Origin of the sequence: Roseimicrobium gellanilyticum (assembly GCF_003315205.1) — a bacterium.
In the GTDB taxonomy this organism is placed as follows: domain Bacteria; phylum Verrucomicrobiota; class Verrucomicrobiia; order Verrucomicrobiales; family Verrucomicrobiaceae; genus Roseimicrobium; species Roseimicrobium gellanilyticum.
In genome coordinates, this window is record NZ_QNRR01000007.1 from 389,471 (window position 1) to 405,218 (window position 15,748).

Genomic DNA, 15,748 nt, shown 5'->3' on the forward strand with positions numbered 1-15,748 from the left:
GAGACCGCTTGGTGGGTGCGTAATTGGTACCGACCATGCGCTCTCCTCTCTTGTATTCCCTCTTCATTGCGTTGCTCAGCATTGCCAGCATGGCCTTGGCTGAAGACAAAAAGGCAGATGAAATTCCGCGCATCAGACCGGATCAACCCAGCTCCCGCACCACGCGAATTATCGAGGGGTGGACAGTGCGTATTGATGAACGGCTCCTCGCCCCGCCTCACGCCGCTCTTGGTAAGCGGGCTCTCGATCTTCTGGAGGCGAAACTGACGGACATCTCCACCGTGATGGCGCCCGAACCGCTGGAGAAGTGCCGGAAGGTGGTCGTGGTGCTGGACCTGTCCCATGGAGGACTCACCTCCATGCAGTACCATCCGTCAGCAGATTGGCTCAAGGACAACGGTTATGCTGAAGATCTCGCCAAGTGTGTGCACATCCCGGTGGCGGAACGGTTTGCCAATGCACGGCACAATTTTATCCAGCCCTGGTGTGTGCTGCATGAACTCTCACATGCTTATCACGATCAAGTGTTGGGTTTTGAAAATCCTCGCGTGAGACGGGTGTGGGACAAGTATGTGGCTGCGGATCGTGGCGCTCGCGTGCTGAAGATTGATGGAGTCAAGGTGCGCCACTATGCGATGACGAATCACAAAGAGTTCTTTGCGGAGATGTCCGAGGCCTATTTTGGCACCAACGATTTCTTCCCATTTGTGCACGGAGAACTGAAGGAGGGGGAGCCGGAGACGTTTGCATTGCTCCAGGAGATTTGGGGGGCTGTGGCGGGGCGATAGGGGTCAGGTGTCATGGTCCCGAGTTGGTGGTGTCATAGGCCGCAACCGGGAAATCACCTTCTCGTGCAAGAAACCGCCCGGGCGGACTGTTTGCACGCGGATGAAATCCCTTGCCTTCCTCGCTGCCCTGTCAGCTCTGATGGTCGCGCCTTCCATGGCGGCGGTCCGCTTGCATCCGCTCTTTGCGGAGAATGCCGTTTTCCAGTGTGATAAGCCCGTGCCGGTATGGGGATGGGCTGACATGGGTGAGGAAGTCGCTGTGACCTTCGCTGATCAATCGAAGACTGTGAAAGCTGATGAGCAGGGCAAGTGGATGGTGAAACTGGATGCCATGAAAGCCTCTGCCATTCCTGGTGTGCTGACGGCCAAAGGAACGAATACCATCACGGCGAAGAATATTCTCGTGGGTGAAGTCTGGCTTGGCTCGGGCCAGTCCAACATGGCCATGACGGTGAACCGAGCGAAGGACTTCGAGAAGGAGAAGCAGGCTGCCGAGCTGCCGCAGATCCGCATGTTCACCGTGAAGTCCACACCATCAGATAAGCCCCAGTCCATATGCGAGGGACAGTGGGTGGAGTGTAGTCCAGATACTGTGGCTGGCTTCTCAGCGACCGCGTACTTCTTCGGCCGTGAGATTCATCGGGAGTTGAAGCTGCCCGTAGGAATCATCAATTCCTCGGTGGGTGGCACGCCGATTGACTCGTGGATCTCCGCGGAGGCGCAGCGTGCGTCAGCCGATTTGAAACCGCTTATTGCCGAGCTGGAGGGCAACGCGAAAGTACTCGACCCCGCAATGGCGCAGGCCCAGTACGAGAAGCAACTGGAGCGCTGGGAAGCTCTCTCCAAGCAAGCGCGCACCGAGGGCAAGCCTGTGCCCCGCAAGCCGCAAAACCCGCTCGAAGTGCGCAAGCGGAAGGGAAACATCGGTGGTCTGTACAATGGGAAGATCGCACCGCTTGTGCCCTATGCTTTGCGTGGAGTGCTGTGGTATCAGGGCGAGGCAAACACGACACCGCAGAAGGCATCCTTCTATCAGTATCAGCTGCCGCTGCTCGTGAATGAATGGCGCGGGCAGTGGGGTGAGGAGCTGCCCTTTGCCTGGGTGCAGCTTCCCAACTACGCCAATCGTGCCGATGGCTGGTGCCTCGTGCGTGAGGCGATGCTCAAAACCCTCAAGCTCCCAAAGACCGGCATGGCAGTCACTATCGATGTGGGCGAGGCGAAGGACATCCATCCCAAGAACAAACAGGCTGTGGGCCAGCGACTCGCCCTGTGGGCGCTGGGTAGCGTGTACGGGAAGACGCGTGAATTCAGCGGCCCCTTGCTTGACGGCCACGATGTAGAGAAAGGCAGGGTGGTGCTCTCCTTTACCCACGCGGACGGCCTCACTGCGAAAGAAGGAGAACTTAAAGAGTTCCTCATTGCGGGAGAAGACCGTCAATGGAAGCCGGCGAAAGCCGAGATTGTGGATGGCAAAGTCCAGGTCTCCAATCCTGAGGTGCCGGCGCCTGTCGCGGTGCGCTATGCATGGAAAGACAACTGCCTGGCGACACTCTTCAACAGCGCAGGCCTTCCTGCATCGCCTTTCCGCACGGATGATTGGCCGGTGAAACTGGAAGAGCCGCCCGTGCGGCCTGTACGTGCGAAGGCTGCAAAACCGAGTACTACTGTTAGTGAGACACCCAAGGTTCAACCACAACAGTAGATCGCTCATGAGTGCTGAAGGCGAAGGAAATCTAGACAACGACACCGCTGGAGACATGCTGGTGGACATCTCCGAACGCCTCTGTGCACGCGTTTGGAGTCTTATGCATCATCCTCGGGGACATGAGTACGACGACCAAGAAATTGGAGAGCTCTTTGTTACCATCGAGGTGCTATTTGCCTTGAACGATGCCAAATTGATACCCGTACGCATGGATCCCCAGAAGCTGCGAAAGGCAACGGACGAATTCCTCGAACGATGGGAGACGTACCACAGAGTGGCAGGCAAACATGACCCACCAGAAGAGCGGAAAGAGTCCATGATGGCCACGTTTGAGCGACTCAATACGCTTGCGGAGGATTTTGAGCGCAGGAGAGCGCTTTAGGAGGCTCAACGATGACGAGCTAACTCCTGAAGACAGAACTGTGATTGATATCTTGGAAGGGAGAAAATAGCCGAGACGGACCCCAAGAGTTCGCCATCCGCCTTCAAAAAAAGCCGCGACTCATGGAGTCGCGGCTTTGGTGATTGGTATCAAGATTTCGGCAGGCGTTACACCTTCCCGTATATCGTCTTGCCCGTGCTGCGCAGGTCATCACACGCCTGCTTGAGGCGCTCGCAGAGCCCCTGCTCCGCCTTCTTGAGATAACCGCGGGGGTCGTAGATCTTCTTGTCGCCAATCTCGCCATCGACCTTGAGCACGCCGTCGTAGTTCTTGAACATGTGCTCTGCGATGGGGCGGGTGTAGGCGTACTGGGTGTCGGTGTCGATATTCATCTTCACGACGCCGTAGCCCAGGGTCTCGCGGATTTCTTCCAACGGGGTGCCGGAGCCACCGTGGAAGACGAGGTCAAACTCAGCTTCCTTGCCGTACTTGGCAATCACCGCAGCCTGGCCATCGCTCAGGATGGTGGGCTTGAGCTTCACCGCGCCGGGCTTGTAGCTGCCGTGCACGTTGCCAAAGGTGGCGGCGAACATGAAGCGGCCGATGCCGTTGAGGGATTCATACACTTCCACCATGTCTTCAGGGCTGGTGTAGAGCTTCTCGTTCGGCTGGTCGCCGTGATCCACGCCGTCTTCTTCACCACCCACGACGCCGGCTTCGACTTCGAGGATGATTTCGTTCTTGGCGCACTCGACGAGGAGTTCCTTGGAGAGCTTCATGTTCTCCGCCAGCGGAAGCTCGGAGGCATCCAGCATGTGGGAGTTGAAGAGGTTGCCCTTGCCCTCGGCGCGGCGCTTGGCGGTCTCGGCGATGAGCGGCTTGAGGAATTTCTCCACCTTGCCAGGCTGGCAGTGGTCGGTGTGGAGGGCGATGAGAACATTGAAGCGCTCCGCGAGGCGGTGCGCGGCCTCTGCGAGTACGATGGCACCGAGGGCCATGTCCTTCACTGACACGCCCGAGGCGAACTCGCCACCACCGGTGCTCACCTGGATGATGCCGTCTGACTTGGCATCAGCAAAGGCCTTCATGGCACCGGTGAGGGTGGACAGGGAGGTGATGTTGATGGCCGGATAGGCGTAGTCGCCGGCTTGGGCGGCGTCCAGCATGGCGCGGTACTGAGCGGGAGTAGCAATAGGCATGAGATGGCATAAAGCAGGAATCGCGCCCATGCAACCCCGGCGGGTCCAGCAACTTTCGGCCGGACGAGGGTTATATCTCCCTGTGAAGACTGAGTCCGCCAATCCGGGCGTTGCGTTTTGCGCCGCCGTGTCGAAAGTGCCGCCCATGAAATCCGCCGTGCTTCTGGCTGCCGCAACAGCGACCGCAGTGATGCTCGCTGGAGCTGGGCTCTGCCCAGCACAGGACGCCACCACGCCCCCTCCCCCTCAGCCACCAGTCGGTGGAGTCCCGGACCGGCCAGAAAAGCCTCCCCGTGACGGCCCGGACAGGGATCGCGATAAGGACAAGGACGGGCATCGCTTCGGCAACCGTGGACCCGGTGGCCCAGGGGGTGGCAGCGGCTACAGCGGCGGCTATTCCCGCGGAGGGGATCGTGACCGGGGAGACATGTTCAAGGGACTGCCGGAAGAGGAGCGCCAGAGGGTGCGTGAAGCCTTTGAGAAGGCGTGGCAGGACCCGGAGGTGATTGCTGCGCGCGACCGTATGTCCAAGGCCAACGAGGACATGCGCAACGCGATCCATGAGGCGCTGAAAAAGGCTGACCCTGAAGTCGTGAAGATTCTTGAGAAGGTGCGGCCGCCGGGAGGTTTTCCATGGATGGCTCGCATGCCAGACCCTGCCGACCCAGAATTTGGAGCGCAGGCCATACATAGACTCGGTGGCGAGCTTCAGGTAGGGGCGCGCATCGACCGTCGTGAGACGGACACGAAGCCCATACACGAGCGCATTACTCAGGTGCCTTCGGTGAAGGAGGCCATCCAGCGTGCGCAGGAGGCCCCTCCAGAGCAGCGTCCCGAAGCGTGGCGCCGACTGCGCGAAGCCTACATCGGCGCGGCCAAGGCGGAGTTCATCCAGGCATGGGGCAAGTCTCCGTGGGACAAGGATCGGGATTGGGGACGCGATCGTGAGCGTGGACCAGGCGGCCCAGGGGGCCCAGGCTTTGGGGGGGACAATCGCGAGCGTGGCGACCGCCCGCCGCCGCCTCGCCCTGAAGAGGGTAAGTGATCGGCCATCCCCGTAATGGCATGGTGCTTTTTCGACGGCACCTGGAAAAAAGGGGTGACAGGTGTTGAGAAATGATGCTTTCATGGAGAAACCATGGGCGTGTTTCCACAGCACATTTGGGTGCTGTGAAGGGAAATGTGCCATTCTGCATCACTCCAATCCTGGTTCCAACATGAGCACCCGAGGCAGTATTGAATCGTACAAATCACGTGTGCCGGCCAAGCCCGCGACTGATCCGGTCAAGGCCATCAAATCCATCCTGAAGCAGGCTCTCAAGCCCCACTCTGTGCCGGAGGATATCCAACTGTCCGTGTACTACATTGCTGGAGTAAGCAAAGATCTCGATACCCAGATTGAGAGCGTGATCTTCACTCCCGAGTTCCTTTATGTGGCGGAGGTTGGGACGGGAAGGCTGGCTGGCGTCTCTATTTCATTTGAGGAAAGTGGTTGGGGTGATCCCACTTTCCCTGACTTCTCCGAGCATGCGCTGCGAAGTATCAAAGACCGCAGCAACAAGGAGCTGATATTTCCGGCAGCTGCAGGTGAGTTGCTCGTTGGTGTCGTGGCTGGCACTCCCGAGGACAAGGTCATCAAGGCTGTTTCGAAGTTTGCAAGCAAAGTGACAAAGATTTCAACAGACTTGTACGAGGCCAAGGTCAAGCCCTTTGACGAAGAGGCAATTGCCAGGGAGATCGAGAAGATTGAGTTCGTCCGCTACGCTGAGCTCAATCACATTCTCCGCGTCATCGATTTTGAGCCTGGCTGGCGCGTGACCCGGGTGCTCTAGCAAAGGGTGTTGGAGAGGTGGAGTGAAAGCTCCACAGGTGTGGCATTCCCTTTGTCGCAAGATGGCTTGCGCCAAAGGCGGGGCTTTTGCATCATGAGAACCTTGATGAGGCCCGGTCTCCTGTGCAAGGACGGTCCGGGGATCTCTGGTTCACCCCTTTCTTGCAACGCCATGCCACGAGGACCCAAGGTCAACAGCATCGACGAATACATCGCGGAGTTCTCGCCTGAAGTGCAGGCCATCCTGCAGGAGATCCGCTCCACCATTCAGAAGGCGGTGCCGGATGCGGAGGAGAAAATCAGCTATCAGATCCCTGCTTTCACGCTCGGAGGAAAGGTGTTCATCTTCTTTGCCGCTTTCAAGAAGCACCTCGGTCTGTATCCACCCATGAAGGGGGATGCGAAGCTGGAGAAGGAAACGGCACGATATGCTGGTGAAAAGGGGAATCTGCAGTTTCCTCTCAGTGAGCCGATACCGTATGCGCTCATCAGCCGAATAGCGAAGTTCAAGGCGAAGGAGCATGCGGAACGGACGCCTGCTCAGAGGGTGAAGAAAACCAAGTAACACTCGATTGGTAATGCTCGCTTGAAGTAGTGATGACTGGCTAGTTACCTGAGTCCAGGCTGCTTGCAGTCGGATGACATGCTGACTTGCGCATGCCATCCTCTTAGCAGTCAATACTACGAAATGAAATCCGAACGCGAAGAGCTGATAGAGGGCTTACAGGACATCATCGAGGGAGGCGGCGGAGGTCTTGATTTAGATACTCCAGCTCATTGGGCCATCGATGGGATCCAGGAACCAATCGCCTTTTTCCGTGCCCTTTCCATCTTACTGCCTCCTGGTGGCGTGTTATACATGGAAGGCACTTCGATTGCGCCCTGTGTAGCTGGTTTTTATGAACGGCACGCTTTTGCAGAACCTGTTCCTGTAGTCCGAGATGGCATCAGTCCCATTCCTGAGGTCTTCCACGTTTCATTCACCCCGGAGGTGATTGACGGACTTTGCGACATGGTCCGCGAGAGGCCGTTGGAACAGCTCTTCAATCACATCAAGGCCTATCACAATACCTCGCTGGTATTTACCTATCATGATGCATTCGTTGATGAGCTCCGTGTGAGTGGAAGAGTAGCCGAAGACACCATCCGCGATTTTTGCGCAGTCTTGGGAGCCACCTATTGCCAAGAGGCGACCAAACAACGCGACATGGAGCAGGTGAGACGTTTTCTGTGGGCTCTAGAAAATCCCGACAAGGCTCGAATCAAGCCCGAACCGTTGTGGCGACGTTTGTGGAATGCCATCACGGGCCGATAGCATGACGCCCATATGCTGAGTGCAAGCCTCTACAGATTCCTCTCCATCAACTCCCGAATCTGCCTGAGTTGCTTCTTATCCGGCTTCGCAGCCAGGATACCGGGCATCACGAGTTCCTTCTCGCGGCGGATTTCCGCAGCGCGAACATAGTTCTCCTCGGGTGTGAGGTTCTCTACATACTTGGACACGAGAGGAGCACCCACGCGGCTGGCAGGGAAGTCGAGCACGCGAAGCACGAGTTTCAGTTCACCGCGTTCGACGTCGAGGGTTTCGCCCAGTTTCAGATCGCGTGCGGGCTTCAGGTGCTGGCCATCAATGCGCACGTTGCCCTTGTTGCAGGCCTGGGTGGCCAGGCTGCGGGTTTTGAAAATGCGGATATGATGAAGATACAGATCGGCACGCATGGGGGCTATCCCTAGGATCGCTGGTCAACCGTAAAAGGTCAAGAAACCGGTGCGCGCAGTGCTTTTTGGGCCTCAGCGTGAGCTCTTGGTGATCAACGCGGCGAAGGCGCCATCCACCTGATTCCGCCAGGGCAGGGTGGAGCGCGTTTCCTTGAGTCGCAGGGCAGGGTGGCGCTGAAGGAATGCCTGCACCACCTCTTCATTCTCCTCGTGATCGAGACTGCAGGTGCTGTAGACGAGCGAGCCACCCGGCTTCAGAAGTGGTGCCACGGCATCGAGGATGGTCGACTGTGTCTTCGTCATCTCCTTGAAAAACCAGGGCTGCAATCTCCAGCGCACATCCACACGCCGGCGCATGACGCCTGTATTGCTACAGGGCGCATCGATCAGGATGCGGTCAAACTGCAGTCCGCCAAAGACGGCAGCCGTGGCCTTCGTCCAATCCACTGCCGGTGTTTCGGCGATGGTGACGTGGAGCCGCTCGAAGTTCTCCTCCATACGTTTCACACGTCGGGGCATGGCGTCCGTGGCGATGATGCGGCCTTTGTTGCCCATCATCTGCGCGAGGTAGGCGGTCTTGCCACCCGGAGCGGCGCAGGCATCCAGTACCACATCTCCGGGTTGCGGCGCGAGAAGTTCGCAGGCGACAGCGGTGCTGGGATCCTGAACGTAGCACCGCCCAGCAGCCAGCCAGTCGCGCGGCGGAGTTTCCACGCGGAAGAATTCGGGATTCGAGGTCGTCGCAAGGTTGGCGACTGCAGCTTGGTCCAACGGTTCAGGATGCAGCCGGTTGATGCGAATGTAGGTGGAGGCCGGATTCTGGTTCCACTCGCAGAGCTTCAGGGCCTCCTGCTCGCTGTATTGCTTGCTCCAGCGCTCGATGAGCCAGTCGGGATGGGAGAGGCGGTCATGAGGTGGCAGCGATTCAGCGAAGGACAGCAGCTCGGTGCGTTCACGCTCCGCACGGCGAAGCACGGCATTCACGAGGCCGCGCGCCTTTCCGTCGGCGAGTGAAACGGTTTCATTCACCGCGGCATGGGGAGGCATCTCCAGAATCAGAAGCTGGGCCACGCCGAGGCGCAGCAGCCAGTGCACCTTGGTTTCCAGGCGCTTGTTGCTGCACAACTCATCCAACCATGAGTCCAGCAGGCTAATGTTGCGCAGTACGCCAAACACCAGGGTCTGCAGCAGGGCGGCGTCACGGTGCGCCAGCTGATGCCGTGTGGCGTGCCGCTCGATCAGGTCCTGAGCATACGTTTCACCGCGCTCCCAGTCGAGGAGGACTTGAAGGGCAAGGGCGCGGGCGGGGGGGGTGGGGGCTGACAAGGGGCGTAACGCAGATGGTTGAAACGGCGGGAACCGTCACCATAGCGCTGCTTTGGCTGATGAACAAGCAACCATAACTACGTAGAAGGCTTCACCAGAAGCCTTCCACCGTGGCATTTGCCATGGATTTTCACGAGTGGTTTACGCGTGGAATGCCAGGACCAAGGTGTCCTGGACACGGGCAAGTCATGGGACCGGCAGGTATGAAAGGCTTCTGGAGAAGCCTTCTACATTGAGCCGTGTCCCCTCAGTATTAGCACCACAACGATGCCAAGGCTCTACCCCTGTGCCACCGGCAACGTGCCACGACCGATGCCACGGTACTGGAAGCCGTAGGCCTGCGCAGCCGTGGGGTCGAGGAGGTTGCGGCCATCGAAAATCAGCGGGGCGCGCATGATGTTGCGCAGTTCCGCGAGGTCGACAGAGGCGAAGTCGGCCCACTCGGTGGCGATGATGAGGGCCTCGGCCCCTCGTGCGGCTTCCAGCGGGCTTTCGGCCAGCTTGACCTTGGCGGAAACGGGCAGGTCCTTGAATTTCTCCATCGCCTTGGGATCGTAGGCCGTCACATCGGCGCCTTCGGCCACGAGGGCCTCGACGATGTTCACTGCCACACTCGAGCGAACGTCATCCGTATTCGGTTTGAAGCTCAGGCCCCACACGGCGATTTTCTTTTCCTTGAGCACCCAGAGCGCTTCACGCACCGCATCGAGGAAGCGGGTGAATTGGTGGGTGTTGATGTTCTGCACTTCCTTCAGCAGGGTGAACGGAGTTCCGAGCTGCTCGGCGATGGCGATGAAGGCGGCAATGTCCTTCGGGAAGCAGGAGCCACCGTACCCGAGTCCGGCATTCAGGAAGCTGCGGCCAATACGCTTGTCCATGCCGATGCCTTCAGCGACCTTCTCCACATCCGCGCCGCTGACTTCACAGATCTCAGATACCGCGTTGATATAGGAAATCTTCAGGGCCAGGAAGCTGTTCGCAGCGTGCTTGATGAGTTCCGCGCTGTTGATGTCCGTGACGAGCACCGGGGCTACGAAGGGCTCATACACCTTCTGCATGAGAGCGAGAGCACGGTCGCTGTTGCCACCGATCACAATGCGGTCCGGATTCATCAGGTCATCCACGGCACTGCCTTCGCGAAGGAACTCAGGATTGCTGACCACATCGAACTCCACGCCGGCCTTGGCATAACGGCGGATGGTGTGGGCCACGCGCTCGCCGGTCTTCACCGGCACGGTGCTCTTGTCCACAATGACGCGATAGCTGTCGAGGCAGACGGCGATTTCGCGTGCCACCTTCTCGATGAAGCTGAGATCCACGCTGCCATCCGGCTGGGGTGGGGTGGGCACGGCAATGAAAATCACCTCGCCAAAGTTGACGCCTTCCTCCGTGCTCGTGGTGAACTGGAGCCTCTTCGACACCACATTCTTGCGCACCATGTTTTCCAGTCCGGGTTCGTAGATCGGAATCTTGCCTGCCAGGAGCGTCTCGATTTTCCTGGCATCATTGTCCACGCACATGACGTGGTGACCGACTTCTGCGAGGCAGGCGCCTGTGGTGAGACCGACGTAACCAGAACCAATGATCGTAAGCTTCATGCGCGATAGGGAGGGAGTGAGGCGATGCGATTTTGGGCAAACTAAAGCGACGTTCCTGACCGCCACAAGCGGGAAGGGGTGGCTTTGCGGTAATTAGCGGATGGGGCAAATAGCAGGGGAGAGGACAAACTAGGGGTGGAGCCTCCCCTACTCACGGCTTGGACCGTCCCAGGCTGCGCTTAAACTCCTCATCGAGCTCCGAGTACTTTTGGAAGTCAGCGTCAGTCATGCCGTCCGCCCAGGTGAATACACCTTCCCTATAACAAAGCAGGGAGAGCTCCAACATTTCGGCAAGGGAGTTAAACTCAATGCTTGGAGGCTCATGTATACCCAAGTTTACAACCCGTCCCCCGTCTGTTTTTGGGCGTACGCCATACCCACTTCCGCCATGATCGGTCAGCACTACCAGTGAACTCGCCAGTGGTCCCCAGCATTCAGTTATTGGAGTAGTGTTTTCAAACGTGTTGATGGCGTATTCCAACGACTGGAAGTACGCACCTGGTAATATCTCGACCAGTGGGATCGCGCCGGAAGAACCGTTCGCAAGGGAGTAGAGCTCAAGTAGTTCCTCGCCAGGAGTAAATTGGATTTTTGTAAGGAGCTGTTTCGCCTCCTCCGCGGGAATTCCCGGGGCAAATGATGAGGCCAATTCGGTTGAAACCACAGCCATGGTTTCGCGAAGTTCCGAGAAGATTTGGGTGAGCGTTTTCATTTTCAATGCCAGTCCGGAGCTACTGATGGCCAGGCGGGGGACTCTTGTCGATGTACATTTCCTAGCCAAAGAAAAGCCCGGTGACTCAAGCGAGTACACCGGGTTTCAAAAACGTCAGGAAAGGGTGCGATGAAGGCTATTCGCTGCCGCCGCGGCCCGTGGGATTCGGGTCGAGGTCGAGCGGGATGCTCACGTTGGGGAAGTCCTTAAGGGTGAAGGAAAGCACCAGGCCGTATTCGTTTTCACCACGGTTGTCACGGACGAGGCCGCCGAGCGCCATGGTCCAGCTCGCAAGGTCACGGTGGATGCTGTAGCTCTGGTACTCCAGCGTGGAGTCATCCATTTCGTAGATGTGGTTCATGGAGAAGCCCCAGTTCTCGTTGATCTTGGCGTAGACGCGCGAGTAGATCAGGCTGCTGTCGATGAAGAGGGGGTTGTCGCTCAGGAGCTGGTGACCAAGGGTGAGGGACAGGCGCTTGCTCGGCATCCAGGTGATGGCGGAGTTGACTTCCGTGAAGTTGAAGTCGCTGTTGCCGATCGGGAGCTGGCTGTCGATGGTGAAGGCAAGCCAGGGCACCGGATACCAGAAGAGGTCGTTGTAGAGGTTCGAGATATCGCGGTCGAATTCCGGGTCCTCCATGAAGACATCCATGTAGGTATTCAGGCCAGCCCAGTTGTGGGTGGCGGTGTCGCGCTTGGTCTGGAAGAGGTTGCGCACACCAATACGGGCCACATTCCAGGTGCGGAAGCTGTCCGTAGCGGTGAAGAGCGGCACGTCGATGGGGCGGGGGCGGGTGCTGGGAGTGAGGCGGTCCACGGTCGGCATGCCTTCGAGCTCATCCGCATCCAGATACGAATAGTTGACATAAGGCTGGATGATGTGGCGGAGGCCATCAAGACCCAGCGTGCGATTCTGCACTTCATCCCAGACCTTGCTGAACTTCATGGAGAAGTCGAAGCCCACGTGCAGAAGGGGACGGGTGTCGTCACCGACTTCGCCGGTGCCGCCTTCCACGTCGCTGTAGTAGGTCGCGCCACCACCGATGCGGGGCACAAAGTTGATCCAGTTCCCTTGGCCGAAGCTCATGGGGTAGAGCACCTCATGGTAGCTGTGCATGCGGAAGAACTTGTTCTCGCTCAGCTCAGCCTGGAGGGCTTCAAGGTCCTGCTCCACTTCGTCGCGGGTGAAGAGCTGACGGGGAGTCGCGCGGAGGAAGGCGGAGTTGTTTGAGGTAAGCGTCGTGCCAGCCAGCGCAGTGGCCGTTGTCGTGGTGGTCACCGGAACGCCATCCGGACCAATTACCGTGGTGGTGGGGATGCCGTCCGTACCAAAGCTGCTCAGCACAGCTTTCTGCTGGGCAATCTTGCCCTGAAGGATGAGCTGCTCGTCATCGGAGAGCTTGTCGCGATAGGCGCCGATGGTGGTCTCACCCTGATAGTAGAAGTTGGAGTTGCCGATGCGGGAGCGGGTGAAGTCAAAGGCGAGTTCCGGCAGACGCGTGTCCGTATGGTAGAACTCATTCATCTGGAAGCGGGCCAGCAGCGTCGCGGTGAAGCGGTCATCGCGGTGCACCAGTTTCACGTGGTTGTCCGGCTCGGGGTTCGTGCGGAAGTCGTTGAGGTAGTAGTCCTCAAGCATGAACTGGTCGCTCAGCTTCGTGAGGTCAAAGTCCAGATACCAGGTGCTCTCCGCAGGGCCGGGGATGAAGATGCGGTGCTGGAAGCCGATGCGGTAGCGGTTTTCATCCACCAAGCTCTCAGGGCGGATGGAGTCATTCACCCCTTCTTCCGGATTGGTGTCATAGGCGTAGTAGAGGGTGAGGTGGCCGAAGTTATCATTGCCCAGCTTCTTCCACTTCATGGACTGGAAGTCAGCACCGACGCCCACGCCGCGCTCGCTGCGCAGGTCCAGCTTGTACTTGGCGAGCGTGTGGTCACCATGCATCACCCCGTACTGGTTCAGGAGGAAGACGCCCCACTGGCTGGTATAGCCGGGCTGGAAGAAGTAGCCCAGTTCGTCATTCAGGGGCTGAACAATGTAGGGAAGGTAGAAGACGGGGGTGTTGCCCAGATAGACCTTCACATGCTTCATCACAATCCGGTCTTCCGGATAGATGGTGATGGACTTGGCCTTGACCCGGTAGTTCGGGTTTTGGGCGTCGTGGGTGGTGAAGTAGGAATCCGTGCCGTCAATGCGCTTCAGCTCGCCCGAGTTGGTCTTGAAATCGGCTGCCTCATAAAAAATCGGAGGCAGCGAGCTGCGGATGCTGTTGGCGGACAGTTCCTGGGTCTTGACGTTGTAGGTGATGTTCTCACCGCGGTAAATCTCGCCCGCCTTGACCACCGTCACGTTGCCCTTGGCGATGACGTCACCGGTAGCGGAGTTGTAGTCAGCCTGGCTGGCTTTGATCTCCGTGTCTTCGTATTTGATGTACACATCGCCCTTGGCGGTGGCGATTCCCGTGGCCGGGTCGAAGGATGTTTCCATGCCCTCGATGTTGATGTTGCTGGTCAGCGTTCCCAGTATGTCGGATGACTGTCCTTGAACGCTGGCGGCTGCCAGCAAGACGCAACCGAGGAGGGGAAGAACATGCTTCATGGTGCGGGAGTCGGGAGAGTGGTCTCGTCCGAATGGCGGACGGGGTTGGGGAGCAGGTTGTTAAAATCCATGAAATAGGCGAACTGGCAGGGGGCGGCAAGGAAAAGGACAAGAAATTTGCCTACGTTCACCGAAGGACTTGCGCTGCCGGAAAGAGTGCCAGGGAGAAGGCTTTATTCGTCTGCCTCGTGCCGGAGCGAGAGGGTGCAGACGCCTTTTTTGCTGGGTGCCTCAAGGAAGGCGAGCAGCCGGGCCGCATGCTCGCTCCAGGACTGCTCGCGGGCGGCAGTCAGGGCCTGGCTGAGGTTGTGACCAGAGCGAAACACAAGATTGAAGAGGTCCTTGATGCCGGCACGGTCCTCCGGGCTGAACCCCTGGCGGCGCAGGCCGATCACATTCAGGCCACTGAGCCGGTTGACACGCAGGGCGGAGCAGTAGTGGGGGATGTCCCGGCTGAAGCTGCCGTTCCCCTGCACCACACAGAAGTCCCCGATGCGGATGAACTGGTGGAACACGGCCCCACCGCCCATGAAGGTGTTGTTCCCAATGTGTACGTGCCCGGCCACCAGGACTGCATTGGCCAGGATGCTCCTGTTCCCGAGCTTCACATCATGGCCCAGGTGGGAGCCCGCCATCAGGAAATTATTGTCACCGATCTCGGTCAGACCGCCATCCTTGGACCCGCGGTGGATGGTGACGTGCTCGCGAATGACGTTGTTCCTGCCAATGCGCACCCCGCTTTTAGTGGCGCTGGTGAATCCGATGTCCTGCGGGGTTTCCCCAACGACAGCGCCACGTCCGATGGTGGTGCCGTCCCCGATGATCGTGTCCCCCACAATCTGCGCATGGGGGGCGATTTTGCAGCCCGCGCCAATCTTCACCGGCCCTTCAATGATGGCGTAAGCCCCGACTTCGGCAGAGGGATCGATTTCAGCTTCGGTGGAGATGAGGGCGGTGGGGTGAACCATGAGGGGATGAGGACGCAGATGCGCCGATGGTGGCGCGGGAGCTGCCTGCTCGCAACCCATGTGTGTGCAGGCTCGACTTTCACGCATAGGCCCTGGGAGCGCTGGCCTCTGGCCGGCGTGATTACTCGCTGTGTGCATAAAACGCCGGCCAGAGGCCAGCGCTCCCAGGGCTCAGTCGCTTCGGCTGGCGTGCGAGGCGCTCATAGCAATCCTGCCGCCCGGAAGCTGAACCACGGCTGGCTGCCCTGACGCGGGGCACCGATGATGACGTGGTCGGCGAACTGGATCTGCATGATCTCTGCGCACTGGCGGATGCGCTGGGTGAAGCGCCGGTCCATTTCACTGGGGGAAGGATCGCCGCTGGGGTGATTGTGCGCCAGGATGAAGGAGTGCGCACGGTGCACGGCGGCGATGCGCATGATTTCACGCGGGTGCGCGGGGCTCTCATTCACAGTGCCCTGGAAGACCATCTCATCATGCTCCAGTCCCATCCGGGTGTTGAGCACCAGGATGCGCAGTGTTTCGTAGCCCTGCCGCGCCATATCCTGGCCCAGGTAGCGGTAGACCTTCTCCGGCTCGTCGAGCTTCTCCTCCAGCACCTCCTCCACGCTGGCCCGCCTGCCCAGCTCAAACGCGGCAGCGATGTGGGCCGCCTTGGCGGGCCCGAGGCCGCGTACCTTGGCGAGTTCCTTGCCACCCATGCGGGACAGGTTCCGCAGGGTCTTCGTTTCCCTCAGCAGCCGATCCGCCACCTGAATGGCGTTTTCTCCCTGCATACCAGTGTTGATGAAGAGCGCCAGCAGTTCAGCATTGGTGAGCGATTCGGCACCGAGCCGCAGCAGTCGTTCGCGGGGGCGATCATGTTCAGGAAGATCGTGGATGCGCTGGGAGCCAGACATGCGCGCACCCAAGCAAGTT

At 58.9% G+C, this 15,748-nt stretch carries 15 protein-coding genes; 7 read left to right on the forward strand and 8 right to left on the reverse strand.

Going from position 1 to position 15,748, the window contains the following annotated elements; all coding sequences use genetic code 11:
- Positions 1-35 precede the first annotated feature (35 nt).
- The 3 genes from DES53_RS20190 to DES53_RS20200 all read left to right on the forward strand — a co-directional run bounded on the left by DES53_RS20190 (position 36) and on the right by DES53_RS20200 (position 2,878).
- Complete coding sequence (locus DES53_RS20190) at positions 36-788, forward strand: M90 metallopeptidase family protein (RefSeq protein WP_113960106.1); 753 nt, start codon at positions 36-38, stop codon at positions 786-788.
- Positions 789-888: 100 nt separating this feature from the next.
- Positions 889-2,493 (forward strand): sialate O-acetylesterase, encoded by a 1,605-nt coding sequence (locus DES53_RS20195; protein ID WP_113960107.1) that lies wholly within the window; start codon positions 889-891, stop codon positions 2,491-2,493.
- Between the two features lie 7 nt (positions 2,494-2,500).
- Positions 2,501-2,878: a hypothetical protein gene (locus DES53_RS20200; protein WP_113960108.1), complete on the forward strand. Its 378-nt coding sequence runs from the start codon at positions 2,501-2,503 to the stop codon at positions 2,876-2,878.
- Between the two features lie 167 nt (positions 2,879-3,045).
- Here the strand turns inward: DES53_RS20200 and fbaA are convergent, their stop codons facing one another.
- Positions 3,046-4,077: a class II fructose-bisphosphate aldolase gene (gene fbaA / locus DES53_RS20205; RefSeq protein ID WP_113960109.1), complete on the reverse strand. Its 1,032-nt coding sequence runs from the start codon at positions 4,075-4,077 to the stop codon at positions 3,046-3,048.
- A 145-nt stretch (positions 4,078-4,222) separates the two neighbouring features.
- Between fbaA and DES53_RS20210 the strand changes: the two genes are divergently transcribed.
- The 4 genes from DES53_RS20210 to DES53_RS20225 all read left to right on the forward strand — a co-directional run bounded on the left by DES53_RS20210 (position 4,223) and on the right by DES53_RS20225 (position 7,223).
- On the forward strand, positions 4,223-5,122 hold the full coding sequence (locus DES53_RS20210) for a hypothetical protein (RefSeq protein WP_147263503.1): 900 nt from the start codon (positions 4,223-4,225) through the stop codon (positions 5,120-5,122).
- Between the two features lie 172 nt (positions 5,123-5,294).
- Positions 5,295-5,909: a hypothetical protein gene (locus DES53_RS20215; protein WP_147263504.1), complete on the forward strand. Its 615-nt coding sequence runs from the start codon at positions 5,295-5,297 to the stop codon at positions 5,907-5,909.
- 171 nt (positions 5,910-6,080) lie between these two features.
- Positions 6,081-6,473, forward strand: coding sequence for an iron chaperone (locus DES53_RS20220; RefSeq protein ID WP_113960112.1), 393 nt, complete (start codon positions 6,081-6,083; stop codon positions 6,471-6,473).
- 123 nt (positions 6,474-6,596) lie between these two features.
- A complete protein-coding gene (locus tag DES53_RS20225; protein WP_113960113.1) occupies positions 6,597-7,223 on the forward strand; it encodes a hypothetical protein in 627 nt (208 codons plus the stop codon).
- Between the two features lie 29 nt (positions 7,224-7,252).
- Here the strand turns inward: DES53_RS20225 and DES53_RS20230 are convergent, their stop codons facing one another.
- From DES53_RS20230 to radC, 7 genes are all read right to left on the reverse strand, one after another.
- Entirely contained in the window at positions 7,253-7,627 is a 375-nt protein-coding gene (locus DES53_RS20230) for an RNA-binding S4 domain-containing protein (protein WP_113960114.1), read from the reverse strand.
- 72 nt (positions 7,628-7,699) lie between these two features.
- The gene (gene rsmB / locus DES53_RS20235) at positions 7,700-8,953 is read right to left on the reverse strand and encodes a 16S rRNA (cytosine(967)-C(5))-methyltransferase RsmB (RefSeq protein ID WP_113960115.1); all 1,254 of its coding nucleotides are present in this window, start codon (positions 8,951-8,953) and stop codon (positions 7,700-7,702) included.
- Positions 8,954-9,231: 278 nt separating this feature from the next.
- Complete coding sequence (locus DES53_RS20240; RefSeq protein ID WP_113960116.1) at positions 9,232-10,551, reverse strand: UDP-glucose dehydrogenase family protein; 1,320 nt, start codon at positions 10,549-10,551, stop codon at positions 9,232-9,234.
- A 151-nt stretch (positions 10,552-10,702) separates the two neighbouring features.
- Positions 10,703-11,263: an SMI1/KNR4 family protein gene (locus DES53_RS20245; RefSeq protein ID WP_113960117.1), complete on the reverse strand. Its 561-nt coding sequence runs from the start codon at positions 11,261-11,263 to the stop codon at positions 10,703-10,705.
- Positions 11,264-11,399: 136 nt separating this feature from the next.
- Positions 11,400-13,862, reverse strand: coding sequence for an LPS-assembly protein LptD (locus DES53_RS20250; RefSeq protein WP_113960118.1), 2,463 nt, complete (start codon positions 13,860-13,862; stop codon positions 11,400-11,402).
- Positions 13,863-14,035: 173 nt separating this feature from the next.
- Positions 14,036-14,830: an acyl-ACP--UDP-N-acetylglucosamine O-acyltransferase gene (gene lpxA, locus DES53_RS20255; protein WP_170157249.1), complete on the reverse strand. Its 795-nt coding sequence runs from the start codon at positions 14,828-14,830 to the stop codon at positions 14,036-14,038.
- Between the two features lie 200 nt (positions 14,831-15,030).
- A complete protein-coding gene (gene radC / locus DES53_RS20260) occupies positions 15,031-15,729 on the reverse strand; it encodes a RadC family protein (protein ID WP_113960120.1) in 699 nt (232 codons plus the stop codon).
- Positions 15,730-15,748: the final 19 nt, after the last annotated feature.